27 protein-coding genes, 1 tRNA gene and 1 pseudogene are annotated in these 26,477 nt (G+C 68.9%); 10 read left to right on the top strand and 19 right to left on the bottom strand.

Annotated elements, in window-relative coordinates; genetic code table 11:
• Positions 1-158 precede the first annotated feature (158 nt).
• Positions 159-1,199, top strand: a complete 1,041-nt coding sequence (locus tag ACIF8S_RS19030; protein WP_244793355.1) for an AAA family ATPase — start codon at positions 159-161, stop codon at positions 1,197-1,199.
• Positions 1,196-1,777, top strand: coding sequence for a guanylate kinase (locus tag ACIF8S_RS19025; protein WP_400000193.1), 582 nt, complete (start codon positions 1,196-1,198; stop codon positions 1,775-1,777). The genes ACIF8S_RS19030 and ACIF8S_RS19025 overlap by 4 nt, the downstream gene beginning before the upstream one ends.
• Positions 1,778-1,813: 36 nt before the next feature.
• Here the strand turns inward: ACIF8S_RS19025 and ACIF8S_RS19020 are convergent, their stop codons facing one another.
• From ACIF8S_RS19020 to ACIF8S_RS19005, 4 genes and pseudogenes are all read right to left on the bottom strand, one after another.
• Positions 1,814-2,665, bottom strand: coding sequence for a DUF1932 domain-containing protein (locus ACIF8S_RS19020; protein WP_400000192.1), 852 nt, complete (start codon positions 2,663-2,665; stop codon positions 1,814-1,816).
• Complete coding sequence (locus ACIF8S_RS19015; RefSeq protein ID WP_244792860.1) at positions 2,662-3,327, bottom strand: HAD family hydrolase; 666 nt, start codon at positions 3,325-3,327, stop codon at positions 2,662-2,664. The genes ACIF8S_RS19020 and ACIF8S_RS19015 overlap by 4 nt, the downstream gene beginning before the upstream one ends.
• A gap of 329 nt (positions 3,328-3,656) precedes the next feature.
• A complete protein-coding gene (locus ACIF8S_RS19010; protein ID WP_400000191.1) occupies positions 3,657-4,826 on the bottom strand; it encodes a hypothetical protein in 1,170 nt (389 codons plus the stop codon).
• 73 nt (positions 4,827-4,899) lie between these two features.
• Positions 4,900-5,142, bottom strand: a pseudogene (locus ACIF8S_RS19005) (GNAT family N-acetyltransferase); the annotation flags it as partial.
• Positions 5,143-6,186: 1,044 nt separating this feature from the next.
• Here ACIF8S_RS19005 and ACIF8S_RS19000 point away from each other — a divergent pair.
• The 3 genes from ACIF8S_RS19000 (at position 6,187) to ACIF8S_RS18990 (ending at position 8,218) form a co-directional block, all read left to right on the top strand.
• Positions 6,187-6,873: a DUF317 domain-containing protein gene (locus tag ACIF8S_RS19000; protein ID WP_400000190.1), complete on the top strand. Its 687-nt coding sequence runs from the start codon at positions 6,187-6,189 to the stop codon at positions 6,871-6,873.
• A gap of 101 nt (positions 6,874-6,974) precedes the next feature.
• Positions 6,975-7,421 (top strand): hypothetical protein, encoded by a 447-nt coding sequence (locus tag ACIF8S_RS18995; RefSeq protein WP_400000189.1) that lies wholly within the window; start codon positions 6,975-6,977, stop codon positions 7,419-7,421.
• A 92-nt stretch (positions 7,422-7,513) separates the two neighbouring features.
• Positions 7,514-8,218, top strand: a complete 705-nt coding sequence (locus ACIF8S_RS18990) for a hypothetical protein (RefSeq protein WP_400000188.1) — start codon at positions 7,514-7,516, stop codon at positions 8,216-8,218.
• A 68-nt stretch (positions 8,219-8,286) separates the two neighbouring features.
• Here ACIF8S_RS18990 and ACIF8S_RS18985 read toward each other — a convergent pair whose 3' ends face one another.
• From ACIF8S_RS18985 to ACIF8S_RS18950, 8 genes are all read right to left on the bottom strand, one after another.
• The gene (locus ACIF8S_RS18985) at positions 8,287-8,676 is read right to left on the bottom strand and encodes a hypothetical protein (protein WP_400000187.1); all 390 of its coding nucleotides are present in this window, start codon (positions 8,674-8,676) and stop codon (positions 8,287-8,289) included.
• Positions 8,677-8,740: 64 nt separating this feature from the next.
• Positions 8,741-10,411: a mobilization protein gene (locus tag ACIF8S_RS18980; protein ID WP_400000186.1), complete on the bottom strand. Its 1,671-nt coding sequence runs from the start codon at positions 10,409-10,411 to the stop codon at positions 8,741-8,743.
• A gap of 4 nt (positions 10,412-10,415) precedes the next feature.
• Positions 10,416-10,910, bottom strand: coding sequence for a plasmid mobilization protein (locus ACIF8S_RS18975; protein WP_400000185.1), 495 nt, complete (start codon positions 10,908-10,910; stop codon positions 10,416-10,418).
• 161 nt (positions 10,911-11,071) lie between these two features.
• Positions 11,072-11,428, bottom strand: a complete 357-nt coding sequence (locus ACIF8S_RS18970) for a hypothetical protein (protein WP_400000184.1) — start codon at positions 11,426-11,428, stop codon at positions 11,072-11,074.
• A 179-nt stretch (positions 11,429-11,607) separates the two neighbouring features.
• Positions 11,608-12,603: a DUF2637 domain-containing protein gene (locus tag ACIF8S_RS18965; protein WP_400000183.1), complete on the bottom strand. Its 996-nt coding sequence runs from the start codon at positions 12,601-12,603 to the stop codon at positions 11,608-11,610.
• Between the two features lie 444 nt (positions 12,604-13,047).
• Positions 13,048-13,608, bottom strand: a complete 561-nt coding sequence (locus ACIF8S_RS18960) for a hypothetical protein (RefSeq protein WP_400000182.1) — start codon at positions 13,606-13,608, stop codon at positions 13,048-13,050.
• An 89-nt stretch (positions 13,609-13,697) separates the two neighbouring features.
• Positions 13,698-14,393, bottom strand: coding sequence for an ATP-binding protein (locus ACIF8S_RS18955; RefSeq protein WP_400000373.1), 696 nt, complete (start codon positions 14,391-14,393; stop codon positions 13,698-13,700).
• Positions 14,390-15,322 (bottom strand): hypothetical protein, encoded by a 933-nt coding sequence (locus ACIF8S_RS18950; RefSeq protein WP_400000181.1) that lies wholly within the window; start codon positions 15,320-15,322, stop codon positions 14,390-14,392. The genes ACIF8S_RS18955 and ACIF8S_RS18950 overlap by 4 nt, the downstream gene beginning before the upstream one ends.
• Positions 15,323-15,832: 510 nt before the next feature.
• Here ACIF8S_RS18950 and ACIF8S_RS18945 point away from each other — a divergent pair.
• The 3 genes from ACIF8S_RS18945 to ACIF8S_RS18935 are packed head-to-tail and all read left to right on the top strand — an operon-like array spanning position 15,833 to position 18,089.
• Positions 15,833-16,090 carry a helix-turn-helix domain-containing protein gene (locus ACIF8S_RS18945; protein WP_400000180.1) on the top strand — a complete coding sequence of 86 codons (258 nt, stop codon included), beginning with the start codon at positions 15,833-15,835 and terminating at the stop codon, positions 16,088-16,090.
• A gap of 52 nt (positions 16,091-16,142) precedes the next feature.
• Entirely contained in the window at positions 16,143-16,523 is a 381-nt protein-coding gene (locus ACIF8S_RS18940; RefSeq protein ID WP_400000179.1) for a DNA-binding protein, read from the top strand.
• 51 nt (positions 16,524-16,574) lie between these two features.
• A complete protein-coding gene (locus ACIF8S_RS18935) occupies positions 16,575-18,089 on the top strand; it encodes a LacI family DNA-binding transcriptional regulator (RefSeq protein WP_400000178.1) in 1,515 nt (504 codons plus the stop codon).
• Between the two features lie 132 nt (positions 18,090-18,221).
• Here the strand turns inward: ACIF8S_RS18935 and ACIF8S_RS18930 are convergent, their stop codons facing one another.
• The 3 genes from ACIF8S_RS18930 to ACIF8S_RS18920 form a co-directional block, all read right to left on the bottom strand.
• On the bottom strand, positions 18,222-19,403 hold the full coding sequence (locus ACIF8S_RS18930; protein WP_400000177.1) for a helix-turn-helix domain-containing protein: 1,182 nt from the start codon (positions 19,401-19,403) through the stop codon (positions 18,222-18,224).
• Entirely contained in the window at positions 19,372-19,989 is a 618-nt protein-coding gene (locus ACIF8S_RS18925) for a hypothetical protein (RefSeq protein WP_400000176.1), read from the bottom strand. Before ACIF8S_RS18925 ends, ACIF8S_RS18930 begins: the two co-directional genes overlap by 32 nt.
• A gap of 309 nt (positions 19,990-20,298) precedes the next feature.
• Positions 20,299-20,553 carry a hypothetical protein gene (locus ACIF8S_RS18920; protein ID WP_400000175.1) on the bottom strand — a complete coding sequence of 85 codons (255 nt, stop codon included), beginning with the start codon at positions 20,551-20,553 and terminating at the stop codon, positions 20,299-20,301.
• A 499-nt stretch (positions 20,554-21,052) separates the two neighbouring features.
• Between ACIF8S_RS18920 and ACIF8S_RS18915 the strand changes: the two genes are divergently transcribed.
• Positions 21,053-21,895 (top strand): PE-PGRS family protein, encoded by an 843-nt coding sequence (locus ACIF8S_RS18915; RefSeq protein ID WP_400000174.1) that lies wholly within the window; start codon positions 21,053-21,055, stop codon positions 21,893-21,895.
• Here ACIF8S_RS18915 and ACIF8S_RS18910 read toward each other — a convergent pair.
• From ACIF8S_RS18910 to ACIF8S_RS18895, 4 genes are all read right to left on the bottom strand, one after another.
• On the bottom strand, positions 21,825-23,474 hold the full coding sequence (locus tag ACIF8S_RS18910; protein WP_400000173.1) for a PE-PGRS family protein: 1,650 nt from the start codon (positions 23,472-23,474) through the stop codon (positions 21,825-21,827). The genes ACIF8S_RS18915 and ACIF8S_RS18910 overlap by 71 nt on opposite strands.
• A gap of 237 nt (positions 23,475-23,711) precedes the next feature.
• Positions 23,712-23,785, bottom strand: a tRNA-Pro gene (locus ACIF8S_RS18905).
• Between the two features lie 47 nt (positions 23,786-23,832).
• A complete protein-coding gene (locus ACIF8S_RS18900) occupies positions 23,833-24,585 on the bottom strand; it encodes a Pr6Pr family membrane protein (RefSeq protein ID WP_400000172.1) in 753 nt (250 codons plus the stop codon).
• Positions 24,586-24,941: 356 nt separating this feature from the next.
• Positions 24,942-25,865 carry a metallophosphoesterase gene (locus tag ACIF8S_RS18895; protein WP_349795215.1) on the bottom strand — a complete coding sequence of 308 codons (924 nt, stop codon included), beginning with the start codon at positions 25,863-25,865 and terminating at the stop codon, positions 24,942-24,944.
• 104 nt (positions 25,866-25,969) lie between these two features.
• Here ACIF8S_RS18895 and ACIF8S_RS18890 point away from each other — a divergent pair, with 104 nt between their 5' ends.
• Positions 25,970-26,434: a GatB/YqeY domain-containing protein gene (locus ACIF8S_RS18890; RefSeq protein ID WP_400000171.1), complete on the top strand. Its 465-nt coding sequence runs from the start codon at positions 25,970-25,972 to the stop codon at positions 26,432-26,434.
• Positions 26,435-26,477 lie beyond the last annotated feature (43 nt).

Here is a 26,477-nt window from a genome sequence, read left to right as displayed (position 1 = left end):
GGCCGGACAATCACCGCTTCGGGGTGCGTCCATGACACCGGCAGAGCAGGGTGGGGAGTATCACAAGCAGTTGTCGTTGCTGCTCATCGGCTGGCGAGCTGACTTTTCAACATCCGCTTACACATGGGCTCATGAGGGGCAGACTTAGCCTCCGGATCATGACTAGAGATGGGCAGGCGGTAGCACACGTGGGCAGGAACCGTCCGGGGTGGCGGCCGGAGAAGCTGAGGGAGCAACGGGAGGCACACGGCCTGACGCTCGAAGGCGCGGGTGAGCGGCTGCGCGAGGTCGCTGCGGCTGCTGGGCTCGCCGTGCCGGCGGCCAACTTCCAGACGCTGTGGCAACACGAGCAGGGCGAGGTGTATCCCGGACCGCACTACCGCCGCGCCTACTGCCTGCTGTACCGCGCCACCGAGCCCGAGCTTGGATTCCGTGCCCCGCTGCCCGGCGAGGCGACGGAGCTCGCGTTCACTGCGTCCAGCGAGCAGCACAACGGGACCCACGTCCTGGCCGTCGAGCGCGCACTGAGCCAGCTCACGCCCGCGACGGAGCAGGTTGACGGCCTGGGCATACAGCAGCGCATTCTCGATGCCTGGAAGCGTCGACATACCGGTGGTGACCCGAACCGGCCGACGCTGATGATGGTCGGAGGCTATGCAGGAAGCGGTAAGTCGGAGTTCGCCCGCTTCATCTCGCAGCTCACCGGATGGCCGGTGCTCGACAAGGACCCGATCACGAGGCCGCTCGTCGAGCGTCTCCTCGTGGAGATGGGCAGCGACCCCAACGACCGCCACACGGACCTGTACCGGGAGAAGGTGCGCCCACTGGAATACCAGTGCCTCCTGGAAACTGCGTATGCGAACGTCGACTGCGCCATCAGCACCGTCCTCTCGGCGCCGTTCGTCGCTGAGGCGACCGACGAGCGGTGGATGCGGCGCCTGATCAACCGGTGCGAAGCACGCGGGGTCACCGTCGTGGTGGTGTGGGTGCTCTGTGACCTCGACACCATGCACGAGCACATCAGCTTCCGCTCCGCCGCCCGCGACAGCTGGAAGCTGCAGAACTGGGACACGTACGCGGCCACCATCGACCTCGACGTGCGTCCCGTAGTGCCGCACCTGGTCGTCGACAACCGGCTCGGCGCGGCCATATCCCTCACCGACCAGGTACGCCAAGTCTTCGGGACGGTGTTCCAGTGAAGCCCGCCAAGCCCCTCTCCCAGACTCACGGGATCTTGCTGTACGGCCCACCCGCCTCGGGCAAGGACACGGTCACCGCCGCACTCACCGAACTCGACCCCCGATACACCCCTTTCACCCGACTCAAGATCGGAAACGGCCGGACGAAGGGCTACCGAATGGGCAGCCAGGAGCAGCTGGCCGAACTGGAGGCACGCGGCGACGTCATCTACCGCAACGACCGGTACGGCAACATCTACGTGGTCGACCGGCCCGGCCTGGAGCACGCAATGGGAGGCGGCATTCCCGTCGTGCACCTCGGCCAGATGGCGGGGATCGAGCAGGTCACCGCCCGTTTTCCGGCGCACTGGACGCGCGTGCTGCTGTGGTGCTCCAAAGACACCACCGCTCGGCGCTCACCCCTGCGAGGCGACACCGACACCCATGCCCGGCTGGTTGCCTGGGACGCCACACAGGCCGACCTTGCAGCCCATCCGCACTCCGAGTGGGAGCTGCGCGTGGATACGGAGGAGACGGCGCCCCCTGAGGCAGCGCAGAGGATCCATGATGTGGTGCGCGCTGCGGGGCGTTCCTCCTGAGAGCCGGACGCAGCAGGTGCCGTGGACGGAAACCGGTCAGCCCACCTGATCCGGATCCTCCTCCACGCGCAGGGCATTCAGGGCTTGGGCGATATCCAGGTTCGTGTCCCTGCTGGCGTCCCATCGGGCGAGCGTTTCAGCGGCGGCGTGCATGAGGGCGTCCGGCAGCCCGGCGTCGGCGAGCAGCGCTGCCGCGTCTTCCAGCTCGGGTCCCCAACGCCAGGCGCGAGCCGCAGTCTTGGGGATGTAGTCGGTCTCCACGAGGTAGCTCCGGGTGCGCTTGGCCGCAATCGTCAGCAGCTCGTCGGAGACGCCGTACGCGTCGGCCGCTCCGTACGCCACGGCAGCCAGGACACGAGAGACCTTCTGGTAGCTGGAGTACGCCAGCTTGAGCGCGGAGGCTTTGCCGATCTCCTCGCCGAGGAACTTCGTTCGCACGGCGGTGTCCGTGAACAGGGCCTCGACCTCGGCGGCTTGCTCTCCTGGGCCGGACAGGTACAGCGTCGGAGACTTCCCGTCGACGGGCGGCGAGCCGACCACGGCGGCGTCGAGAACCACGCTCTGTGGGAGGCATCCGGCGATGCGACGCATGCGCTCCGGCGCGATGGCGTTCGCCTCCAGGTACGTCTTGCCTGCGAAGCCCTGTTCCGAGACCTGCACTGCGACGTCCTCTGCCGCAGCCGGAGGACACAAGGCCAGGAGGAGATCAGCGCGGGCCACGAGCGAGGGAAGGGTGTCGGCTTCGAGTCCCGCCCGCTCAGCCCGCCGGGCGGAAGCGTTGCTCCGGCCGTGCGGGCACCACAGCACAGTGATGCCGCGGTCACGCAGCTGGGCGCCGAACGCGGCTCCCATGCTGCCGGGGTGCAGCAACCCAACTGTGGCTGTCACGTCGTACTCCTCGTGGCACTGTCGGACAGGAGCAGTTCAATGGCCGCACGGGTGTGCTGGACCCGGTGATCAGGCTCGGGAAGGTCCCTCGGCCAGGGAGAACCATTGGCGATCCAAATGGTGCTGAGCCCTGCAGCCCGCGCGCCGCCGATGTCGTTGACCGGGTTGTCGCCGATCATCCAGCCGCCCGTGCTCAATGTGGTGCCGCAGCGCGCGGCGGCCTGGGCGAAGTGCTCTTGCTCCGGCTTGCGGGCGCCGACCTCCTCAGAGATGCAGATGCCCTCCACACGGCAGTGAATGCCGGTGGCCCGCAGCTTGGCCGTCTGGATGTCCGTGGCGCCGTTGGTCGCAATGCCGATGCGCCAGCCGTGCCTCCGCAGCTCGTCCAAACCGGTGAGGACGTCGGCTGGGCAGGACACCATAGCGGCGATGTCGGCGCAGTACGACCGCCACAAGTCGTCCGCCGTGCTGGTCAGCCGGTACCGAGTGCGGATCTCCTCGAAGCTCGACGGGTAGGTGCGTTCATGGAGCAGGTCGAGCAGTTCCTGCCGCACTTCCTCACCCAATCGGTGGCGGATGGTGAAGTCCGTGGCCCAGTCCGCGAGCGTGCCGTGCCGGTCCACGAGGGTGTTGTCGAGGTCGAAGAAGACGAGGCGCTGCACACGCCGCACTCTAATGTGGGCAGATCAGTCGCGGGCTTCTCCGGGCAGGGGAAGCGGGCCCAAACTCGCCGCCCTCGCCGTAGACGGTGGCCGCTTACTCCGAGCACAGCGCGGGACGCGCGGCCCTTGCTCGCTCTGTGTGAGCAAGGGCGGCAGAGTCGGTCAGTCGGCCCAATTCGACGAAATAGACGTCGTGGTCGCCGTAGAGGACGACAGTGACCATCTCGTTGTCGTTGCTCATCGGCGCATGTGCGCGCGGCGGGAACTGGTCCCAATCGATCGGCCGGCCCGGTTGTAGGCGATCCGGGTCGCAGCTGACCGGCGTCTCCCTACCCCAGCAGCTCTGATTGGATCCGGTCCCAGCTCGGTCGCGGGCTGTCGACCGGGTGCACGATGGTGAGCAGGCGGCCTTCGAGGAACACATCGAGCCGGTCGTCCGTCCGAGAGGCTAGTTGGCGGCGCTGAGCCCGGTGGTCCACCGGCACGCGCTCTCCTAGGACACCGAGCAGCACCTCATGGCGTGATTGGCCGACAGCATCGCCGCGGATCCACCGGCCGCGGACCTCCACGCCAGACAACGTGCCGAGTGTGTCCTCGCGGCTGAAGGACCGGTTCATCGCCGCCTCGACCACCGGCTCGGCCAGGCTGATCGCCGTCCTGACGTGAGCCCCGGCTACGTCGCCCGAGCCCTCCGCGTCGGAATCAGCTCGAACCCTGAGGGGTCCCTCCGGCTCCAGGTCCTCGCGCCGACGGGGATCAGGCCGCGGAACGCGGAATCGCCACGGCAGTGCGCTGCCCGGCATGTCGATCCACCCGGTCCTGAGCCCGGCCGTGGCTGGGGCGTCGTCGGGCAGGAAGATGTCGACGTAGATGCCGCCCGTGCCGAGCCAGACCCAGCTCATGAAGTAGGCGTGATCATCGTGGTCGACGGACCACTGCGCGAGCTTCTCCAAGCGTGCCTTCTGCGCCTGGGTGCCTTTGCCAGCCGGGAACATCTGCTTGTGGTCGCGGCGGCGGCCCCGCGCCTCCCCAGCGAGCGGACCGGCGGCCAGGTCATACAGCAGGTCGGGCCGCACACCCTTCTTCGCGTAGGTCCCGACAAGTTTCCCGGGCAGGACGTCGAAGCTGCTGAGGCCGTCAGCTCCGGGCTTCCAGTCGAAGAGCGCCTCGCTGGCGGCGGTCATCACCCCGAGCCCGGTGCACTCGCTGACGAAGCGTCGGATGTGGCCGGAGCTGGAGTCGAGCGCGGGGCAGTCGACCCCGAGCGAACCAGCGCCCGGGCCGTCGGCGATGTAGCTGAGGAGGAGGCTGATTTCGTGGTCGCGCACACGCTGGTCGACCGTCTTGCGCAAGTCGCAGGCAAGGGCGTTGATGTTGACCACTGCGGCCAAGGACACCGGCAGAGGGCCTTGCCCGATCTCGACAGCCTGGACGGCCTCAGCGCCAGCCTTTCCCTTCTCGACCGTGAAGCGCCACACCCGGGCGCGCACCGAACTCATGCGGGAAGCCTACGGCCGCTCTCCGACAGCACGGATCGATCCGCCTCTGTTGGGCCCCTTCGACATGAGTTCTTCAACGAACTTCCGGCCCGGCACACGAGAAGTCGTATACAGCGAAGTCGGTAACCGGGCGGTAGCCGATCCGCTGGTAGAGGCCGTTGCTGGTGGGGTTGGCCAGGTCCGCGAACAGTAGGACCTCCATCGCGCCTGCGGCCAGCGCAGCCCTGCTCACCTCGACCGTCGCGGCGCCCGCGTAACCGTGGCCGCGTAGGTGGGCCGGGGTGTAGACGGGGGCCACCCGGACCTGGCCGGCGACCACGCATGCCTCATGATCCCACGTGGCCGTCGGCGTGCGCCCGCAGTTTTTCGCCGGGGCGAGGCGGCAGGACCTGGCAGATCAGACACCGCCCGAAGCACGGGGAGGTTGGGAGCAGCCCGCCGTCCCGAGTGTCCGTTGATATCGAACCCAGTCGTTTTGCCATCGAACCGAGTCGTGCCGCATCCGGCGTGGCTAGAACCACGAAGCGAACGAGGGCCGACGGCAAGCCGTCGGCCCTCTGGTCAGCTATCCCACAGCACAGTGCACCCTGCAGCTCATCAGCCGCCGAGAGTCCCCATGCACGTCATACACCGGCTCGTCGCCCGCAGCTGCGCGTTTCCTCCAGTCGCGATGGCAGGGCTGCTTTCGCTGATGCGGTCCCAATCTCCGGGGGACGGATCGAGGATCCAACCCCACTTCGGGGGCCGCACCTCGTCTTCTGTCATGTGATCGCAGGCGCCTGGAACGTGCGCCTTACCATTCTGTTTGATCAAGATGGCGTTGCCGGGGAACCGCCGCCACTCCTGTCGAACACGCCTTTCCTCCGGCTGTGCCTTGGGGACGCTGCCATCAGGAGGGCAGGCGCACCCCATGCCGATGATGTTGTCGCATCGCTCGCAGCGCACCTCTTTCATGTGTACAAGTGTCCCATCCGAGAGCGCGCAGCTCACGGGTAACGGCATGGCCGCGGTGTCCGTTGCGGCGACACCGAGAGATCACCGCTATTCGACTGGGTTGGATGGCAAAAGCGGCTGGCTTCGCTGACAACAGACACCGAGGTGGGATCGTGAGCGGCCCAGTCGATGGTGTCCTTTGACAGGGAAGCTGGTAGCCCCAGGTCAGGCGCTGCCACCGAGGAACTTCACTGTCAAAAGGACAAGTTCGCCGGGGGCAGACAGGAAAGACCCCCTGAAGGACTGGTGCGCGGCGGCAAGCCATGTCAACGTACAACGCCTGCTGGACACCACCCCCGAGCCCACGGAGGCGCCCCTGCATCCGCACCACCCCAGCGAACCCTGCCGCCTTGACTCGCCTGACCCGGTGTACTGGGTCACCCCGCGCCACTTGGCCGGAGACGACCACGCGCTCGCCGAGCGGATCGGCGACACCTTGTCGGATCTGGGCTGGCGCATGTGGCCTACCGCCCGCCACACCCTGCTGTACGTGAGCCCCAACGGGCTGTGCGGCGCCGAATGGGTCCTCGCGGCCTACCCGTTCGAGCTGGGCGGACTGCCGGTGGCCTGGCAGCTGAGCGCCCGCCCGCATGCCACGTCCGCGATCACGGAGTGGAACGCGTACTTCACCGCCGGCGTCCCGTACGAGGCGCTCGCCGATCTCCTGGTGGAGATCGACAGCCGTAAGACGCCCGACGTCGGCTTCACGGGGCCCGAGACCGTCCTCAACGCGCTGAGTGGCCGGGGCTGGATCCGCGACGTGGACTGCCCCCGCACCACCGCGGTGGACCCCGGGTTCTCCTGCAGTGTCTCCCTGGAGGTGTTGCCGCCGCTCATTGAGGACGTCGACCCGCGTCCTGACCTTGTGGGCTGGCAGGCGTGGGCGGACCCCGTTCCCGGCGCCCCGTACCTGTGGTGCGCCAGCTTCAGCGCCAGCGCCCCCCACGACCTGGTCGCCGCGTTCGCCTCCTCGCTCGCCTCGCCTGTCCCGGTGCCCCGCCGCACCGTGCCCGAGAGCGCCGAGGGTCGGCTCACCGTCGTCCGCCGCAGCTGACGACCTCTGCCCCATTGGAGCCGCTGGTGTGCGGCTCGTCGCCAGTCTCCCCGAGCAGAGACACGTTCCCGTGCCTGCCAGATGACCGAGAGGAAGAGATCTTGTTCTTTCGACGCGCTCGCGAGGACCGGGTGTTCCGTGAGGCCCAGCGTGCGGGCTTCGCGCTGCTACGGCAACTACAGGCCACGCAGCCGTGGCCCGCTGCATCCGAGCCGACTGCACCGGCTCCGGCTGTGGAGGAAGCGGTGGTGCCCGACTTCCTGCCGCCGGATTTGCCTGTGCCGTCGCGGCAGGAGGTGGCCGGGGTGATGATGCGCTGGCAGCAGCCGCTCGTCATCGGTGGCGAGGTCCGTACATGCCCCGGATGTGGCATGTACCGGGACTGGATCATCCTCTGCATGCGCGACGACTCGATATGGCTGCGCTGCCGCGCTGGCCACGAGACGAACGAGCCCGGCCTGGACGCGGCATGGTTCAACCGCCACTCCGGTCCCGTCGACCGGTTCCATCCCACCCTCGATGAGGGCCTGCGCCACCTCGGCCACTGAACCCCCGAAACCTCACCATCTCCTCGCATTGCCGGCGCCCGGAGGACCGGCGTGGTCAACCTGTCCGCTTCGCAGACCACCAAGGGGTTCGCATGCGCCTTCGCACCACAACCGTCCTCAGCCTCAGTGTCCTCATCGTCCTTGCCCTGACGGGCTGTTCGACGGACAGTGCAGATTCCATCGACCAGACACCCTCGGCGACCGTCTCGGTGCGCCCGGACGGCAAGAGTCCGGCGTCCGCTCCGCTGTCTTCTGCCGCGCTGGCCAAGCGGCTCCTGGACGAGAGTGATCTGGGCGAGGGCTACAACCGCACGCCGCGGCGCCCCGCGCAGCACGACGACGTGACCGTGATCGGCTGTCCGGCGTTGGAGAAGCTCGGCAGCGAGGCCGCGATCGGTGGCAGCTTCGACTTCCCGCACCAGGCGAAGGCGTCCTTCACCTATGCCGGCGGCAGCGACTCCGAGGTGGGCGAGGAGTTGTACAGCGACACCGAGGACAAGCTCTCCCGGAGCGTGGATCGGATCTTCGAGGCGATGACCTCCTGCCCCACCTACCAGGTCCTCACCGGCAGTACAGCCGTCACGGTCGCCACCCGGAAGGTGTTCGTCGCCCGGCTGGGCGACGAGCAGTGGAGCCAGCTGCTGACCTTCGACGCTGGCGGGCGGAGCAGCATCGTCAAGCAGACGGCCGTCCGCACGGGGACGGTGGTCGTCGTGGTTTCCGGTAGTCCCGGCGTTGTCGATGCCCACGTGCGCAAGGCGGTCGCCAAGGCCACGGTGGTCAGGACTGCGGGGTGAACAGGCAGCTGCTTCAGTTCTGCCGCAACGGCGGCCCACTGGGTGGGCCGCCGTTGGTGTGTGTCCGGTCAGTTGTCGTCGTGCTCGGTGCGGTATTCGAGGCCGGTTCGTGCGGCGACGATCTGGACCAGGCGCTCGTATTCCGCGTAGTCCTCGTCGGTCATGGTGGCGTAGATGTTGCTGCAGGAGCCGTCGGGGAGTTGGTCGACGTACTTCATGAACAGGTCGACGAGGGCCTTTTGCATCGCGTGGGTTCCCCGCGCCCACTCGTTCTCAAGCCGTCGCTGCGCGTTCGCGGCAGTTATCTCTGCCGGGGTGGCGGTGCAGATCAGGTCGTGCTCGGCCGCGGTGAACGCGGTCCCATTGCGGCGATACAGGAGCGATGGGTCATCGGGGCGGGTGCTGTCCACTTCGGTGAGGAGGACGACGACGTGGGGGCGGACAGAGGGCTGGGGCATGGGCGGTTCCTTGTGCGGTGTCATGTGATCGGTGTCGGTGATGGTGGCGCCGGCGTAGGGGTGCTCAGCGCCGCCGTGTCTGGGGTTCCACCGAGCGCGGAGCGGTGGGGTGCGCTGCGGCGTGGCTGGTGTTGGCTGCCTGGGCTCGTGGGCCGGGTGCGTGTCGTTCGCCGAGGCGTCGGATGCGCCAGGTCAGTGCTCGGGCGGGGCTGTGGGCATCGTCGAGCGCGCGCTGGTTGAGGGCCTGGTCGAGGATCGCGGTCGCGTTGTGGCCGGCTGCTTCCGCCTCGGCGAGCACGGCGGCCAGAGCGTCCCAGGCGAAGTCGGCCAGGATGCGTTCGGCGTGCTCGGGGACCGCCTGCTGCAGGTGGTGGGCGTAGCGGCGCTGGGTCTGCGGGCTGGGTGCCCGGCTGGCAAGACCGGTCAGGACCGGTCCGCTGATCTGCGCGTACGCGGCCTGCAGGTGGATGAGGGCCTGCTCGGCTGCCGCCTGCTGCTGGGCGTGCTGGCGGGTGCGGTGCCAGTACATCGCGTAGGCGACCGCAGTGAGCGCGACGTCCAGCAGCATCGCCAGCCCGGCACCGTCCCCTTGCCGTGCGGGGTCCTTCCAGATCGCCTGGACACTGCGACGCAGGACCACGGCACTGGCATGGTCGGCGGCGATGCGGGAGCGGGTGGCGCGCTCGAAGGCGACGGCGGCTCGTTCGAGTTCGGCCCGCGCTGCGGCCGGGGCGGCAAGCGGGAGCAGATCGAGTGCTCCGCCGAGCGCGGCCAGCTGGCCCTGAGCCACTGCGTCGTTGCTGCGGGCCAGGTGGTGGGTGATGCGTTCGGTGGCGGCGGTGGCCTGGTGCCAAGGGTTGCCCGGCCGGACGGCCACGGGCTCGGGGCTGGTGGTGGCGAGGCGTTGGCGGATCTTGGGCAGGGAGAGGTCGGGGGCGAGGGTGGAACCGGCGTAGAATACGGGCTCGCCCTTTTCGTTGGTGTCGCCGGGCAGGGCGAAGTTGCAGCCGAGTGCGTCGCCGGAGGGGCCGAGCTTGAGGCGCACGGTCACACCCGTGGCCTCCAGCAGGGCGAAGAACTCGGCCTCGGTGGAGGCGGCGGCCATTGCGCGGCGGACGCGCAGGCGCAGGATCTCGCGGGAGGTGGCGTCCTGGCCCAGGCGCTTGGCCTTGAAGTGCTCCTTGCTGGTGGGGCGCTTGGCAGCGGTGCCGTCGCCCGGCTTCAACCGCCTCAGCCCGTAGTCGACTTCGATCTGGCGGGCTTCCCTCTGCACGGCGCGGATGTCGTAGTCGCGTCGGGGGCGGCGGCCGTCCTGGCGGACCAGAGTGGCGGCGATGTGGATGTGGTCGTCGGCATGGCGCACGGCTACCCATCGGCATGCTTCGGTGTCCCCGGCGGGGGCGATGCCGGCGGCGGCCACGATCCGGCGGGCGATCTCGGCCCACTGGGCGTCGGACAGGATGGGGTCCTCGGGCGCGGCGCGGACCGGGCAGTGCCAGACGGTCGTCCTGGGTGCCCGGCGGCCGAGCATGGCCACCGGCTGGTCGAGCTGGGTGTACAGCTGCTTCTCCACCTCCTTCGGATCGCGGTGCGGGCTGCGGCCCGGGTCGGGCGCGAAGTCGTTCCAGGACGCCACCAGATGAGGGTCGACGTGCTCATTGGCAGTGCCCTTGCCGAAGAGGTAGGCGATCAGGCGGCGGGTGCTGCCTTTACCGAGGATGATCTTCGGTATCACCGGTTCACCGCCCCTCGACGACCTGCGCGACGGCAGTGTCGACTGCGGCCACCGCGTCCTCGATGCGGGCCAGGAGGCGGCGGACGGTGTCGGGCTGGGGCCAGGCGCCATCCTTGTTGAGGTGCCAGGTGAGCTGATTGAGGTTGTTGCCAACGCCGCCGAGCTGCCCGTTGGCGGCCATCAGAGCCTTGACCATGGCACCATAGTCGGCGACCGCCGCCGTGGGGTCCTCAGCGCGGGCAGCGGCCAGGGACGCCTCAGCGACGTAACCACCGATCGGCATACGGCTGATGTCGGCGGCTCGTTCGATCTCGGCGAACTCGCTGTCGCTGTAGCGGGGATGGACACGGCGATTACGCAGGCGCGGCTGACGCAGGCGGCGACGCGGAGCGGACGGCTGCACAGTGTGCGACGGCGACTGGGTCTCGCCCCCAGCCTCGGTTGGTCCCCCCGGGCCGGCCGACTCCGGCGCCCCCGCGCCGGATGCCTCCGCTCCCATCGGGGCGAGGGCCGGGTAAGGACTCCTTACCCGACAACTTGCTGTGCCGTCTGGGGCTGGGGTGCTGGGTATCGCCTGTTGGGTAGTGGGGGATTCGTGGTGCTGGTCGCGCATGACGGCATGTCCTTGTGTCGGGGGCAACGGTGCGGGTCCCGGTGGATTCAGGCGGTTCGCGGTCGCGTGTAGAGCTCGGTGAACTGCTTGGCGGCGAGATCGAGCAGCTTCACCTGGTCCCGCGATGTGTGGCGGGCGGCGGTGGCCAGGACCTTGTCGATGCGCGGGTTGAGGGGGCTGACGGCATCCAGTCCGGCGGCGCAGGCGACGACCAAGCGCAGTTCGGCATCGAGCCAGGCCCAGTGCTCGACGGCGGGTACCGGGATGCCGTCACCGACCGCGTCCCTGAGACGGCTCAGGTAGTCGCCGCTGGCGGAGAGGATGTCGGGCAGAGGGATCTCGTCGCCGGCCATCCATCGGCCCTGTTCCAGCAGTGTGAGGATGGCGCAGCGCGGCAGGGTCATCTCGTCGCGCTCCGGCGCGGTGCAGATCGGACAGGCGTCGAAGTCGCAGTGCCAGGCGGGTGTGGTCGACCGGGGGATGGCAGAAGGGCCTTTCAGACGTGAGCGGTGCCCGTGCCTCGTGCTGTCTGCACGGGGCACGGGGTGTGCCGGAGGGTGGGGCGATCGGTGCGTTTGCGGGGTCAGGCGATGCCGACGGGAGCTGTGTCGAGGTCCCTCTGGAGCTGGGAGGCGGCTTCGTCGAGTCCGTCGAGGGGCTCGGCCTCGAAGCCGTCGTGCGTGACGGGCTCGGCCTGCCCGGTGCGCTCGGCCTGCAGCTGGTCGCGCAGGGCGCGGGCACGCTTCTGACCGATCCGTAGTTCGCTGCGCAGACGCTCGGCACTCAGCCGGTCGTCGCTCCAGTCGGCGGTCAGGAGTCTGGCCTCCTCGAGAACCTCGGCATCGGTGCGGGTGCGGGTGCGGGTGCGGTCGGCGGTCGACTTGGCGGTGGTGGGGACCCGACCGGTCGCCCGACGCGGGGCGGCTCCGGTCGACTCCGCCACGGCGGCCGACCGGGGCGGTCGGGGAGTGGGGGCCGACTCGTCGGCTTCGGTCGGCCTCGTCACGAGTGCCTCGGCGACCTTCACGGGGGTCGACTCGGTCAGCTTCTCGGGGGCCGATTCGGCCTGGGCAGACCTTGACCGTGCGGCCTGCTCCTCAGCTTCCTGACGAGCCGACTGGGCAGAGGCTGCTTCGGTGGGGTCAGCCGACTCGGGGTTGTGGTGCAGCACCTTCGCCACGAGGTCCGACCCGAAGTAGATCGACCCGACCGGGAGCGAGGTCGCCAGCAGCACGAGAGCCCAGTTCGCAGGGTCCCAGCCGACCAGCTGGCCCCACTGGACCGACGTGGTGTGCAGGGCCGGAACGAGGCCGTGCACGTAGTTCAGCAGGAGGCTGGCGATCGTGTAGGTCGCCAGGACCCGCAGTGCGAACTTCCGGTCGGTACCGGTCAGCACGAGCGTGGCGACAAGCGCGAGGGCCATCAGCCCGTCGACAACGATTGGGTAGAGCAGGGCGGCGGTGGGGTCGGCGCCGATGGCGCGGGCCACGTCGGACAGCGCGTTCCACGAGACGCGGAAGGCCATGAGGACGACGGCGACCAGGCCGAGGACGAGGATGGTACGTCCCTTGTGTTTCACGTGACGACCCCCAGTGGGTGCGAGTGCCCGGCGGCCGGAGCGAGCGAGGAGGCGCCAGCGTGGAGGGACCGGCTGCCGCGTGTCGTGGCGCGGGCTATCGGGGGTGGGGGAGTGCAAGGTGAAGGGCTCCAGGGCGGTGCGGTGGGGCTTGTGGTGCAGGCGTGAGGGGCGTTCACGGAGGGGGCGTTCACGCGGGCCCCCTTCTAGAGGGGGCTCCGCGCGTGATCGCTTGGGCGCGTGCACGGCGTGGACGCTCGCGTGATCGCTTGACCTGCGGTTTTGTGGTGAGCGTGGACGCCGTGAGCGGCTTTCGGGGGCGGGTGCGCGTGAGGGCTGCGTGTACGGTCGCGTGATCGCTTCCGGACGCTGCCGCTGGGGCGTCAGCCGACGGCGGTGAGGTGGTGTGCGGACGGGTAGTAGCGGGTCTGCTGCCGGGAGGGCGTCCTAGGCGTGCTGCTCGGTTGCGGGGGTGCGATGGCGCGGTTCGGTCCTGATGGCCATGTGCCACATCGCTGCCGCCATCACCGGGCCGAAGAAGGCGTTCCAGGTGCCGCCGACGAGGCCGTGCTCGGCGTAGGCGGGGATGGTCAGCACGGCGGCGAGCACCCAGACGAGGACGGCAGGGAGGCTGGCGGCCTGCCGTGGTCCGTGCAGGTTCTGGCGGGCTATCACTGCGCTGGCGACCATGGCGAGTTCCCCGGTGGCGAAGAAGGCACAGCGTTCGACGGCGTTGTGCATGTCGAGGAAGTCGGCGGCGAACTGCCAGCTGGTACTGGCGCTGTAGGTGGTGCAGCCGACCGCAGCGATGACGGCGACCCAACGGGCGGCGGTTCCACGTCGCCGCCGGTTGGTGAGCTTTGGGGCGCTGTGCCGCAGCAGGCATCCAGCGGCGAGGGTGGTGGGGAGGAGCAGCGACAGGGCTGCCACGGAGGTGGTTGTCCAGTGCGCCGCGAGCGATATGGCGTTCTCTTCGGCGCCCACGGGCGCGGTAGTGCGAGGTGTCATGACAAGGTTCTCCAAGGGCCCGCGCGGTCGAGGGCATGCCTGTACGCGGGCGGGTGAGGCGAGCATGGGCAGGGAAGGCGCGGCTGTCGTCAGACGGCGGGAGCGGTGCGGCGTCGGTCCGGGCCGGTGAGGACGACGCGTTCGGTCATCTCGGCGAGACGGGAGGCGACACGGTCTCCGAGCGTGGTGCGCAGCTCGGCGGTGGGGAGGTTGGTGGTGATGAGGGTGGGGAGCATGTGCTCGTACCGGTGGTTGATGAGCCGGTAGGTGAGCTCCTCGGTCCACTCGCTGGTTTTGGCCGCGCCGAGGTCGTCCAGGAGCAGCAGCGGGCAGCGGGCCAGACTCTGCAGGTCCCTTTCGGCGTCGCCGCCGACACGGGGGCGGAGCCTGGCGTGGAGGTCGGCGGTGGTGGTCGCTTCCCAGCGCAGGCGGACGCCTCGGCTCAGGAGGGCGCGGATGGCGCCGTACGCCTGGTACGTCTTGCCAGTGCCGGTAGGGCCGGCGATCAGCAGCGACGGGCCTTCGGCAATGCCGGGTCCGCCGGGGCCGGGGCGTCCGGCACGGGCGATCTGGTCGGCCCAGGCGGTGACCAGCGGGTGGCCGGCGAGGGCACGGCGGTAGCGGGCGGGGATCCGGGCGTCGGCGAGCTCAAGCGCCGTGACGGGCTCGGCGTGGGACTCCTCGGCGGCAGCGGCGGGGTCGATGCCGCGGCTGGCCAGGATGCCGTTGAGCCGGTCGGCGAGCGGGCCGACCCGGTGGGGCTCCCGGGTGAGGGTGGCGGTCAGAGGTCACCTCCGAAGGCGGCTTCGACATCCGTGGGGTTTGTCCACGGCCTGTGGATAACCGGCGCGGCGGGGGTCGCGTTCATGGCCTCGTGGACGAGGCTGGGCAGGGTGCTGGGATGCAGTCCCTTGGCGCGGTGGCGTTCGAGTCCGGCGCGGATGTGTCCGGGGGCGATGCCCTCGTCGAGCAGTTTGCGCACCTCCCGGCCGAGATGGCCCAGGACGTCCTTGGGCGGTCGGTGTGCGCAGGCGGCGGCGTACTCGGCGATGAGCTGCTGGGCCGAGACGGTGTCGGGCGCGGGGGCGCTTGCGCCCCCCGAAGGGGTATCTCCTAGATCCATGATCCTAGGTCCTAGATCCGGACCATTAGGCGTCACCGCTCCCGCACCGAGTCCTCCCCGCTCCCTCCCGGAAGGCTCAGTGAAATCGGTCTGACCTGCGGTTTCGTCATCGGTGCCGGGATTGACCGCAGGCTCGCGCACTTCGCCGGAGCCTTCACGGAGGGTTCCGTGAGGCTGCGGTGCGGGCTCCGTGACGTTGGCCCCCGCAGTCGGCGCGGCGAGGCTTGACCTGGTGCCGGCCGGTGCGTCGTGGTGGGGGCAGGCGGGGAGGCGGCTCTTGCTGGGCCGGTTGATCTTCTGGTGCTGCTGCCAGGTGACGATGTGCAGGTATCGCTTGTCGTCCGGGCCCTTGTAGCGGCATATCAATCCGGCGTCGGCGAGCTGGGCGAGGTCCGTCTCGACATCGGCGGCGCCGTGTTCCGGGCGCAGGACCCACAACTGTCCGGCGATGATCGCGGCGTGGTCGCGGTGGCGACCCTGGTCGTCGGCCTGGGTGAGCAGGCCGAGGAAGGTGCGCTCGGCGGTCAGGGAGACGGCGGCCAGGGATTCGGAGACGAAGGCTTCGGGCTTGATGGTGCGGATTCGTGCCAAGAGGGGGCGGTCCTCACTCGGTGGCCGGTGGGCGGGCATCCACGGCTCACCGTCGATCGTGGTGGTACGGGCATCAGGGGAGGGGGAGTTGGCCGGTCGGCGGCGCCGGGCGCGCTGATGGCCGCTCGCGCTTTCCGGGGTGTCGTCAACATAGCCACACCCGGGTCGCGCAAGTCCAGCCCAATCCCGCGCAATCTCTCACGGCAGAAAGGCTGCCGAAAAGCAAGCGGTAGAGGGCGGTGCCAAAACTGTAGGTCACGATCGCCGGTTGGCGAAATAGTTGTCCTGGATGCCGAGCCAGAAGGATCACATCGGGAATCCGTTGACGGCCTGTCGGCGGGGAAGCTACAACACAACACCCCACGTCAGAGCGGCCCATGGACGCCGCGCTGCGTGTCGGGGACCGGGCCTCCGGACCACTTGACTCCCTGCGTGCCGATTGCGCGGGGCGGAACATAGCCGACGATCGCCGGTTAACCAAACCGGCGAATGCACGCTACAACTGGAGCTATGGCAGCACGATCACTGGAAATAGGAACCGCAGGAATGCATGCGGCCCGCACCATCGAGAAACTCCGCACCGAGTGCGGCCTTGGACAGCGTCAACTCGCGGCGCAGCGCACCGCTTTGGGCCGCCCCATGTCCAACACCATGCTGTCCCGCATCGAACGCGCCCAGCGGCGCTGCGACATCGACGACCTCGTCGCCATCGCCGAAGCCCTGCACGTATCGCCCCTCACCCTCCTCCAGGGGTCGCACGCGGCCTGAGCCCACGACCCTCGCCCCGCCCGTCCCGACTTCGCGACCAGGAGCCGCCCTCTTGCACCGTTCCGCGCCCGCGCCCGTCCCCGACAGGCCGTCCGACGCCCCCTTGCCCCGCCTCTACCGCCCCGAGGAGATCGCCGGCGCACTCGGCTGCTCCGCCTGGTGGGTCAAGGACCGGGCCCGGCGCAGCCTCATCCCGCACACCCGCGTCGGCCGCGCGTACCGCTTCACCGCCGAGCACCTCGCCGAGGTCGTCCGCCTCTACGAGGAGCGGCCTGCCCAGCCTGCGCGGGCAGTCGGAGTCGCGGCCACTCCATCCTCCGTGCCCGGTGCGCAGACCGGCTCCGCACAGCCTCGCCGGCCTCTCATCGCTCCGACGACCCGTCTGCGAGCCCGCCCGCCGCGTCGGCAGCAGCAGTACGGCACCGTCGCGTGACCCCATGCAATCCGTCGTAGCCGAACACTAGGAAGAGGAGGACAGCGGGACTTGGGTTTCGCGGAGAAGCGCGGAAACTACTGGCGCGGCCGGTACAAGATCGCGCCCGGCAAGCACAACACGGTCGTCGACGAGAACGGCAAGGCGATCCGGTTCGCCACCAAGGGCGAGGCTCAACGGGCGGCGGCCGAGGCCGAGAACAAGTACCGGCGTGGCGACTGGCGCGACCCGGCCCTCGGCCAGGAGACCTTCGGCGAGTACGCGAACCGCTGGTACGAGGCCCAGGACCTGGCCGCCTCGACCATGCAGAACTACAAGCGTCACATCGAGGAGCATCTGCTCCCCGAGTTCGAGGACAAGGCACTCGCCGGCATCCTGCGCACGGACGTCGACCTGTGGGAGAAGAAGGAAAAGGCCGTCTACGCGGCCTCCAGCGTCAAGACCTGGCGCTCGACGCTCCACCTGATCTTCGAGGACGCGATCGACGAGGGCCTGATCACGTCCAACCCGGCCGCCCGGCGGCGAGGGCGCGGCAAACGTGCCGGCCGCTCCCGTGACCGCGGCCCGGAGAAGGTTGTCACCGACGCGCTCGGCATCCTGCTGACGGCCGAACGGGCCGCCCTGCTCTCCGGCCGCGACGACGAGTTCGTCGCCGTGGTCCTCAAGGGCTACACCGGCATGCGCTGGGGCGAGATCGTCGGCCTGGAGACGGAGTACGCCCGTCCCGGCTCGATCCGCGTCGAGTGGCAGCTGTACGAACTCGACACGGGTGAGCTCGTGCGCTGTCCGCCCAAGGATGACAGCTACCGCCTCATCGACGCGATGGACTGGCTGTCGGCCCTGGTCGCCAACCACGTCGCCCGCACGAGGCCGACACCCTGCCCGTGTCACGGCAGGACCTACGTCTTCCGGGGGCAGGGCGCGGCTCGCACCGGAGGCCACCAGGGCGCGAAGCTGGTCGACGTCGCGCGCCGCGCCGGCGTCTCGACGGGCACCGTGTCCAACGTCCTCAACCACCCCAACCGCGTCACCGAGGCCACGCGAGCAAAGGTGGAGCAGGCCATCGCGGACCTCGGATTCGTGCGGGGCGGCGTTGTGCCGGAGCATGCCGCCCACTGGCGCCGAAACGGTTTTGCGACCTGGCTCTTCACCCCGGCGGTCTCCGGCTGGTACCCGAAGAAGGCGCCGCAGGAGCCACGGCCCGTGCCCCTGCTCGGCGAGCCATGGCCCGGTGTTCCAGCACGAGGGCGGGGTGCCAGTGCGCGGGCCGACGCCTGCTGGCTCCCGATCGCCAAGGGCCTTACACCCCACGGACTTCGCCACACGCACCGGACGATGATGGAAGACCTCGGCACCGAGAAGGTCCTCATGGACCAACGCATGGGCCACATCGACGGCTCGGTCTCGGCGCGCTACGCCCACGTCACGCCTGGCATGCGCAAGCGCCTCAAGCTTGGCCTGACCGAGCGGTGGGAGACGGCACTCGACGCCCGGCTGGCAATGTGCACGACGTCGCCAGTACGCGTCCTCAACGAGCTTCTGCGCTCGCGAATGCTTGCTCCATAGCGTTGTCTAGGTGGGTTAGGCCCGGCGCCGAAGGTTCGGTGCCGGGCTCAACCTGTCTCAAGTCTGAGGCGACGGAGCTCGTCGTCACACCTCTGAAGTGCGGATGGAGGACGTTCGGCAGTGCCCCAATGATCAGGGTGCAGTACTGCGCAAATCGTCTTCTGGGTGGCCCGTCCGCTGCTTGAAGGCGACTACCTTTCCATCAGCCCTTGGTCGGCCGGAGCGTGTCGCTGAGGTGTTCGCGACCGGCTGTGGAGCGATAGACCGCAGGATCGTAGGCTGGATCGCCAGCTGGTCTGACGCGCGTAGATACGGTTTGTCCCCGTACTGACGCTGTAGGAGGCTCCAGAGAAGCAGGGGGGCCTCTTGCCCTACCGACACGGGCTCCTCCTTGCGCCAGCCGCGCTGAGTGAGCTGCACGTACAGCGATCGTTTGCGGCTGTCGTCGATGTGACCCACTGCGGCACCACGGAGGATCAGGGCCTGGATCGACACGCCCCATGCCTGCTTCCGGCGAGCGAAGCCTTCCAGGGTTAGACGGTCTGTGATCTCCTCCCGTGCCCTTTCGTAGGGGACAAGCAGGGCGCCTGCGAACCGGTTTGCTTCACGTTCGGGATCTGCTGCGCGTGGCCTGAAGGTGTGGAGTACGAGGTGACCGAGTTCATGGGCGAGTGTGAACCGGTCTCGGTCGCCCTGTGCGCCAGGGAAGTACGCGATAAGTGCGGTCTCTCCGATACCGGCCCAGTACGAAACGCCGAAGTGCTTGTTGGTCGGGCTGACTGAGTCGCCCGTTGGATCAGGCAGCACGATGGGTGCAACCGCAATGCCGGCACGCTCAAGCGCACGCGTGAGGTGAGGGATGGGCTTGTCTGCGGCCAGGCGCAGGGCCTCACGGGTTTGAGCTGCCAGTTCCTCGATGTCGTCTTCTGACAGGTCCGGTGCGCTGGCGAACGGAAGCGGCGGCGCCGGGTAGCCGGCCTTGTTGGTGATCTCCTCTGTCACACGGAAGCTTTCGCCGTAGAACGCGCTGATCCGGCGTGTGACAGTCCGGCTCGCAGTTGCCATCTTGCGAAAGCGCAACGAGTCCAGTGGTACGGAGGAAGGCTGTGCGTAGAAGAAGCTCATCGGCGTATCGGTGGCTTCAGCAATCACGCGCAGCCGGTCCTCGGCTGGCTCGCGCGCACCTGTCTCAACCTGTGAGGTCCAGCTTTGGCTGATTCCTGTCAGGCGGTGGAGGTCGGCACCGGTGAGCCCGAGGAGGTCGCGGAGTGTCCGCAGCCGCTCACCAGGGGAAGCCTCCAGTGCCGTCGGCATCGTTTGTCTCCTCATCCGGAAGTTCGAGTTCCAGACCTTCATCTTGCGGCTCGAAGTGAAGGTCCCGCAGGTCGGACGCACTGGCGAGCAGCGGAAAATCCAGATCGACAAGCTGTTCCTTGCCGAACCTCCACGTGCCGATGGTCCGTACTACCCGGAACAACGGTGCTCCCTGGGCATCGATACGCCAGAGGATAAGCAGATCGTTGTCTTCCGGCCCCACCAGGGTCGGCTGACCGAACTTCGTCAAGGGTCGGTTCTGATAGAAGGCTCGCCGCTGACGGTTCGGTCCAGGGGCGGGGACGTGATCGTCCCTGAAGCCGTGGAGGAGGCGGGTGCAGTACTCGTCGTTCGTAAGCCACAGCTCCCCGTTCCGGCGGTGATTGCCGCTGAGCTTCCAGTCGCCGAGCTTGGCTGCCGCCGATCCGAGGCGGTAATGGACGAAGGCGCGGGTCATGTGTGTACGGATCCAGCCGTAGGCGTGGCCGTTCATCTCGGGCACCTGGGTCCGCTGGTGTTGAACAGCCCACGCGAAGGCGTCGTGAAGCGGCTCGCAGAGCTGCGCGGTGGCGTCGCGGATGTTCACGACCTCATCCTTAATCACGCCCGTGAAAATATCACGGGAAAAGTTAAGGGTGTAGATGGTTGCCTATCAAACACCTTGAGATGTAGGTGACCTGACGGCCTGTCCAGACCAATGGCACCGATGGCCGCCATGCAAGGACCCGGACAGTCGGTCCGGGTCCTCTGCTGTTGAGCCCATCATGCTGCGGTCGGAGTACCGGCGGGCTCGGGTTCTGGCCCTGTCTGGTCGAGGATGCGCTTGCCTCTCCACGGAGGTCGGCCTCTGTTGCCGGACGGGGTGAGTCCGGCAGCAGAGGCCCGTGACGGTGCCCTACTTCCGGGCGCTGATGACTCCTCCCAAGAACCCGGCGCCGACGGTGATGAGGGCGCCGCCTGCCGCATCGTGGCCGGTCAGGGAGAGGACCACACCGGTGGTGCAGAACGCTACGGACAGCCCGACCGTGGCCCAGACGAGGGCGTTCTGTGCGCGCGAGGGCTCCGAGGGGGCCTGCTCCGGCGTCTGCAGCTCGCTCGGCGGAGTTCCGTGCGGCTGCAGGTCATCCGAGTGGTCTTTTGTGGTGGACATGGCGAACCTTCGCTTCTGGTGCGTGCAGCAGCACGCGGTGAATGGGTGAACAGACCTTGGACCGGCGGGGAGTTAGCCGCGCAAGTCCGCTGGTCGTGTCCGGTGGCGCCCCCGGACATGGAGGAGACCGCACCGCGCGGGGAGCCGATTCGAGTTCTCGCGAATCGGCTGGCAGCCGCTGCGTTGCCCCCTCAGCATGGACTGCTCGCCGCGCCCATTCATGGCTTCTGACCTGCGGCTTTGCGTGACCCGGCTCTTGAATCAGCTTGGCCTTCGCTGCTACGGCTGCTGGCCATAGACCATCGCCCCAGCTGTGCGAATCCTCCTCTCTCGCGCCCTACAGGCTCGGGGTGTAAGCCGCGCAACCAGAGTGACCAGCCACGGGCACAGTCGTCTTCCGACGCCTTGCGGGACAGATTCAGTCTGGCGCAGTCATTTCTTCGAGTTGATTGCGGCGAATGCCGCGTCATGGCGCCAACTGACCTGACTCAATGGACACATGGAGATGGGTGAGCACTGGGCATACCGTGCCAGGCCGAAGGAGCTGGGCGGCGCGGTTCGCCGGGTGGAGATCGTTCGAGTGGGCGGCTCCGGCAGGTCCGGTTGGATCCATGTGCGGTTCCTTGACGGCGACGACGCGGGCCTGCAGGAGTGGGTCAATCCGAACTCTCTCGTAACACTGTGGGCGGACGTCGACGTGTTCCGCGCGGACGACGCGGGAGAGTTGGCACTGGCCGAGGCGTCACGCCAGGTGCGGGGAAGCACAGAGTTCGAGGCCGCGCGCATGATCCTCGGGTTCGTCCGGCCGAAGAACAGGCTGCGTCTGCGCAGGGGCGTTGCGGACGCAGGAGTCCTGGAGCTGGGCCGCCTTGACGACGCGGCACCGGTCATCGGCATGGACACCGCTGAACTACGTGCCGACCCGATGGTCTACGAGAAGAGCGACGGCTCGTGCTTGGCCGGATGGCCGGTTACCGAACGCGTCGCCCGTCAGGTGGCCGGCCGCCTCGCTGAAGAGATCCTCCCTGAGGTGGATCGCAAGCAGCAGGACATCGAGCAGGAGCGCACCCAGTCCTCCTGGTACTCCTACAGTCGCCGGGACGATCGCAAGCTGGACGCGGAGGCGGCCGTCTTGCGGACTGTCCGTGCGTGGTGCGGCGAGGACAAGGCCGACCGCTACGACGAGTTGGTTGCCCTGCGCGCCGAGGTCATCAGGCTCGGGGAGCTGGTCGAGAAGGCGGTCAAGGCCCTACGCGACCGCGGCCACGGCGTCATCGCCTCCACCATTGAGCGCGACCTTGGCGTCCATATCTCCAGCCTTGATCCTGATGTGCGTCGATGACACCTCGCCACGGGTCTGGCTCCGGCTTGGGCGGCGCGGGCTGCGCCGGCGGCTTCTCCTTCTCCGGCCGGTGCGGGTGCCAGCCGTCGAGAAACGGTCGCAGCTGATCTCCTGTCGGCTCCGCATGGAAATTGAGCGAGGCCAGGCCCCTGCCGTTCATGGTGGGGTCGAGCCGGTCGGCCTCCGCCTTTCCCCAAGCCGACCACTCTCGCAGTCTCTCGGCTTCGAGGGCGTCCTGCGACGCGACGGCGGCTTCATCCAGAGCGGCGCAGAAAGCCCTGATCTCCCCTGCGGCCCGCCACCGCTCAAGGGCCGCGCCGAAGTGCTCGGCCCGTGCCGCGCGAACGGCCTTGATCGAAGCGACACGGACAGCGGCCTCCCACTCCCGCCGTTCGCGTTCCTCCCGCTCCGCTTCCAGCCGCCGGCGCTCTGCCTCCTGCCGCTCTCGTTCCTCTCGCAGACGCTGCTGCTCCGCCTCATGTTCCAGCCGAGCCCGCTCCTGCTCCTCTGCGCGCGCCTTCAACGCCCGGAAGACTGAGCCGATCTGCTCCTCCAAGGGCTTCTTGGCGGTGTCGGCCCACTCCTTCTTCCAGCCGTAGCTGTGGCCGTAGCCGTAGCCCGAGTGCTGGCCAACCACCAGCTCCAGCTCGCCGGACGGCTCGAACTTGTGCGCCGGGGTGACTCGCTGCCAGTCGTACGTACGGCGGCCGGGCTGCTTGGGCACGTACCGGACCTGCTTCTGCCGCTCGCGGAAGCTGATCTCGTACGTTCTGCCGTGGACGGTGAGCAGCGGCCTGGGCTGCTTGCGCTTCTTGGACACCGCGATCTCGCCGTACCGTGCGAGAGCCTGCTCGGCGAGGAGCCGGAGCAGCTCGAGCACTCTCGGCAGGACCTCCTCGGAGATCTCGAAGGCGCTGTGGTCCGCGGTGACTGCGGCGAGCACGTCCTCGACGTCGGTGATCACACGGCTGCGTGCCAGGCGGACCCGGTTCCACTCGGTGTCGTCCTCACCGGTCACCCGGAGCAGGCCGAGGAAGAAGTCGCCCTTCGCCCGCCCGCTGTACTTCAGGTGGTATCCCTCCGGAGCGCACTGCCGTGCCGCGTCGAAGGCTCTGCGATACCGAGCCCGTTTCGCGTCGCTGGGGTCCGGGATCCGAAGGAATCGTCCGGCTTCCTGCACTTGTGCGATCAGCGCCGCCCCGACTTCCGCTGGTGACGGGCGTGGGGGTTTCACGGCACGCTGCGGGGCTGGCTTGGTCTCGGGCGGGAGAGCGGCGTCCTGCCGAGGGCGAGGTGCAACCGGCGCCTTTGCTCCATACGCCGCCGAACGAGGTCTGCGTGGAGCTGGCTCGGGGCGGTCGGGATGATGCCCGTGCTCCAAGTAGAAGCGTCCCGCGTCGGTGATCTCCGCCTGCCACTTCCCCTTCTTCTTGGGCATTGTGATCAGGCCCCGGTCCTTGAGCGCGCGGGCCGTGGTCGCGAGCTCGGGGTTGTCCGACGTGACGGGGTCGGTTCCGTCCCCACCGATGCGGGTGAGGAGCGCGAGCTGCCGGTCATTTAACGGAGACCATGGGTGCATGGCGATCGTCGTACCGTCCCTGGGCTCCCCGGCACAAGCCGTGGGGAAGGGCTCTCCCAGGGTGCACCCGGCGCACAGCGCGCTCGTAGGCGGAACGCCCCTCGCTGGGAGCCGCCGGGAGCCGGATCCCGAAGTCCACACCCAGTTGGCTCCCAAATGGCTCCCAAAACGGGGCCACACAACAAATCAGGCCCGGTGCTGATCTCTCAGCACCGGGCCTGACCTGGTATTTCTCTGTCGGGGTGGCGGGATTTGAACCCACGACCTCTTCGTCCCGAACGAAGCGCGCTGCCAAGCTGCGCCACACCCCGGTGTCGCTGCTGTCGCGGCGACGACGTTTACTTTAGCCCACTGGTGGCTAGAGACGAAATCTGGTTTTCGGGCGGGTGTGGTCCAGGGCCACCAGCAGGACCGCCACCGCGTAGAACGCGAGCCCCACGAGGAGCCCGTTGGCCAGCACGGCCTTGTAACCGTGCCGGGCGACGTCGAGGAACGGGTAGAGGTAGCGGACCGGGGAGCCGGGCAGGAGCTCGCCCCGGCCGAGGGTGAAGGCCAGGTAGGCCAAGGGGTAAAGGAGCCATGTCGGCGCCTGGCGCAGGTGCATGCGGGCCGGTGGCGTGAGGATCAGCCAGTCGAGTACCGCGGCCACCGGCAGCACCGTGTGCAGCGTGTGCGCGGCGACCGGCTCCAGCCACGACACGCCGCCGGACGCCGGGCCCGTCATGGAGAAGGCCGGGGACGCGTCCGCCAGGAGGATGTGGTGGACCAGGCCTGCCATGACGACGTACAGCAGCGCGGCCCCGGTGACCGCGCCCGGCAGGGGGTGCCGGGCGGTCCAGGCGCGGCGGGCCGAGGCGAACGTCACCAGCGCCAGCAGGACCCCGCTCTGGATCACGAAGTAGCTCAGCACCCTGGCGGGGCTGCCGAGGAGGATCTCGATCAGTACGGCCGCCGTCGCGACCACCGCCAGCACCAGCCGGTACACCGCTGTCAGCGGGCGGCGCACCGGCGGTACGACGGCTCTGGCGGGGACGACGGAGGGGAGCAGTGCCGGTGCCTTCCGCGGCAGGGCGGGGAGGTCCGGGATGTCCCTGGGTATCGGGGCGGTCATGCACCCCAGCGTGGGCCGGTGTCCGGTTCGGGGCGATGTGGGCTGGGCCGGTCGGGTTACCCGCCCGATCGCCCGCAGGCCCGCCCGCTCGCCGACCCGATCGCTCGCCCTCGCCCACCCGCTCGCTCGCCCTTGCCTGGGTCCTGGGTGGCGCGGTCGCCGGATACGCCGCCGACTCCACGGGCCCCCGCGATACACCGCCGGCTCCGCATGCCCCCGATACACCGACGGGCCCGCCGACTCACGTCAACGGGCCCGGCAGCACGCCGACCTCTTCAGAAACCGGTCTCAGCGGCCGACCGGTCTCAGCGGCCGACCGGCCTCAGCGCCCGGCCAGCGTCAGCGCCCGGCCAGCGTCAACGCCCGACCAGCGTCAGCAGCGTCGCCTCCGGCGGGCACGCGAAGCGGACCGGTGTGTAGCGGCTCGTGCCGCAGCCCGCCGACACGTGCAGGTACGACCTGCGGCCCTCCGCCGTATGGGTGGACAGGCCCTTCACGCGGTCCGTGTCCAGGTCGCAGTTGGTGACCAAGGCACCGTAGAAGGGGATGCAGAGCTGGCCGCCGTGCGTGTGGCCGGCCAGGATCAGCGGGTAGCCGTCGGCGGCGAAGGCGTCCAGCACGCGCAGGTACGGCGCGTGCACCACGCCCATCGAGAAGTCGACGCCTGCCGAGGGGCCGCCCGCCACCTCCGGGTAGCGGTCGCGTTTGATGTGCGGGTCGTCCAGGCCGGTCAGCTCGATCGACGAGCCCTCGATCTTCAGGGTGCCCCGGGTGTTGGTCAGGTTCAGCCAGCCCGCCGAGTCGAAACCGTCCCGCAGGTCCTCCCACGGGTTGTGGACGGCGTCGACGACCGGCGGGTTGCCGTTCAGGCCGTGCCGGCCCTGGACCTTCTCCACCAGGTAGCGGGCGGGGTTGCGGAGCCGGGGCCCGTAGTAGTCGTTCGAGCCGAAGACGTACGCGCCGGGGAACTCCATCAGAGGGCCCAGCGCGTCCAGGACCTCGGGGACGCCCTCGGGGTCGGACAGGTTGTCACCCGTGTTGATCACGAAGTCGGGACGCAGCCCCGCCAGCGAGCGCAGCCAGCGCTGCTTCTTGCGCTGGCCGCCGACCATGTGGATGTCGGACACCTGCAGCACGCGCAGGGGGCGCATCCCGGAGGGGAGAACGGGGACGGTCACCCGTCGGAGGCGGAAGGAGCGGGCCTCGAAGCCCGCGGCGTACAGCAGTCCGGCGGCGCCGGCCGCCGTGATTCCCAGGGGGATTCCGTATCGCGCGCGCATACGCCCATCGTGTCAGACCCTGACGGTCCCTCCGAACGAACCTCGGCGGCGGGGCACCGCAAATCGGCAGGCGCCGTCGCCCCCGCACCTGCGACAATCAAGTCATGACCACGCTCAAGTCGAAGCTGCACGACGACCTCAACGCCGCGATCAAGGAGCGCGACGGGCTCCGCTCCTCGACGCTCCGGCTGACGCTCGCCGCGATCACCAAGGAGGAGGTCGCGGGCAAGGAGAAGCGCGAGCTCTCCGACGACGAGGTGCAGAAGGTGATCACCCGCGAGGCGAAGAAGCGCCGTGAGGCGGCGGACGCCTTCGCGCAGGGCGGCCGTCCCGAGCAGGCCGAGCGGGAGAAGGCGGAGGGCGAGGTGCTGGCCGCGTACCTGCCCAAGCAGCTGTCCGACGACGAGCTGGACGTGATCGTCGCGCAGGCCGTGGAGGAGGCCCGGGCCGCCGGCGCCGAGGGCCCGCGTGCCATGGGTGCCGTCATGAAGATCGTGAACCCGAAGGTGGCCGGTCAGGCGGAGGGTGGCCGGGTGGCCGCCGCCGTGAAGAAGCTGCTGGCGGGCTGAGCCGGGCGAACCGGCGCGGCAGCATCCCGTCCACCGCGCGAGG

Source organism: Streptomyces sp. NPDC085937, assembly GCF_044540535.1.
Lineage (GTDB): Bacteria > Actinomycetota > Actinomycetes > Streptomycetales > Streptomycetaceae > Streptomyces.
The sequence above is the reverse complement of the archived record's forward strand: the minus strand, read 5'-3'. Positions and strand labels throughout refer to the sequence as shown.

What these genes read in the sequence shown, in the direction of transcription:
- ACIF8S_RS19030 (WP_244793355.1), top strand. Translation starts at nt 159, where the DNA reads ATGACTAGAGATGGGCAGGCGGTAGCACACGTGGGCAGGAACCGTCCG.
- ACIF8S_RS19010 (WP_400000191.1), bottom strand. Translation starts at nt 4,826, where the DNA reads ATGAGTTCGGTGCGCGCCCGGGTGTGGCGCTTCACGGTCGAGAAGGGA.
- ACIF8S_RS18990 (WP_400000188.1), top strand. Translation starts at nt 7,514, where the DNA reads ATGCGCCTTCGCACCACAACCGTCCTCAGCCTCAGTGTCCTCATCGTC.
- ACIF8S_RS18985 (WP_400000187.1), bottom strand. Translation starts at nt 8,676, where the DNA reads ATGCCCCAGCCCTCTGTCCGCCCCCACGTCGTCGTCCTCCTCACCGAA.
- ACIF8S_RS18975 (WP_400000185.1), bottom strand. Translation starts at nt 10,910, where the DNA reads ATGGGAGCGGAGGCATCCGGCGCGGGGGCGCCGGAGTCGGCCGGCCCG.
- ACIF8S_RS18970 (WP_400000184.1), bottom strand. Translation starts at nt 11,428, where the DNA reads ATGACCCTGCCGCGCTGCGCCATCCTCACACTGCTGGAACAGGGCCGA.
- ACIF8S_RS18960 (WP_400000182.1), bottom strand. Translation starts at nt 13,608, where the DNA reads ATGACACCTCGCACTACCGCGCCCGTGGGCGCCGAAGAGAACGCCATA.
- ACIF8S_RS18945 (WP_400000180.1), top strand. Translation starts at nt 15,833, where the DNA reads ATGGCAGCACGATCACTGGAAATAGGAACCGCAGGAATGCATGCGGCC.
- ACIF8S_RS18930 (WP_400000177.1), bottom strand. Translation starts at nt 19,403, where the DNA reads ATGCCGACGGCACTGGAGGCTTCCCCTGGTGAGCGGCTGCGGACACTC.
- ACIF8S_RS18920 (WP_400000175.1), bottom strand. Translation starts at nt 20,553, where the DNA reads ATGTCCACCACAAAAGACCACTCGGATGACCTGCAGCCGCACGGAACT.
- ACIF8S_RS18915 (WP_400000174.1), top strand. Translation starts at nt 21,053, where the DNA reads ATGGAGATGGGTGAGCACTGGGCATACCGTGCCAGGCCGAAGGAGCTG.
- ACIF8S_RS18910 (WP_400000173.1), bottom strand. Translation starts at nt 23,474, where the DNA reads ATGCACCCATGGTCTCCGTTAAATGACCGGCAGCTCGCGCTCCTCACC.
- ACIF8S_RS18900 (WP_400000172.1), bottom strand. Translation starts at nt 24,585, where the DNA reads ATGACCGCCCCGATACCCAGGGACATCCCGGACCTCCCCGCCCTGCCG.
- ACIF8S_RS18895 (WP_349795215.1), bottom strand. Translation starts at nt 25,865, where the DNA reads ATGCGCGCGCGATACGGAATCCCCCTGGGAATCACGGCGGCCGGCGCC.
- ACIF8S_RS18890 (WP_400000171.1), top strand. Translation starts at nt 25,970, where the DNA reads ATGACCACGCTCAAGTCGAAGCTGCACGACGACCTCAACGCCGCGATC.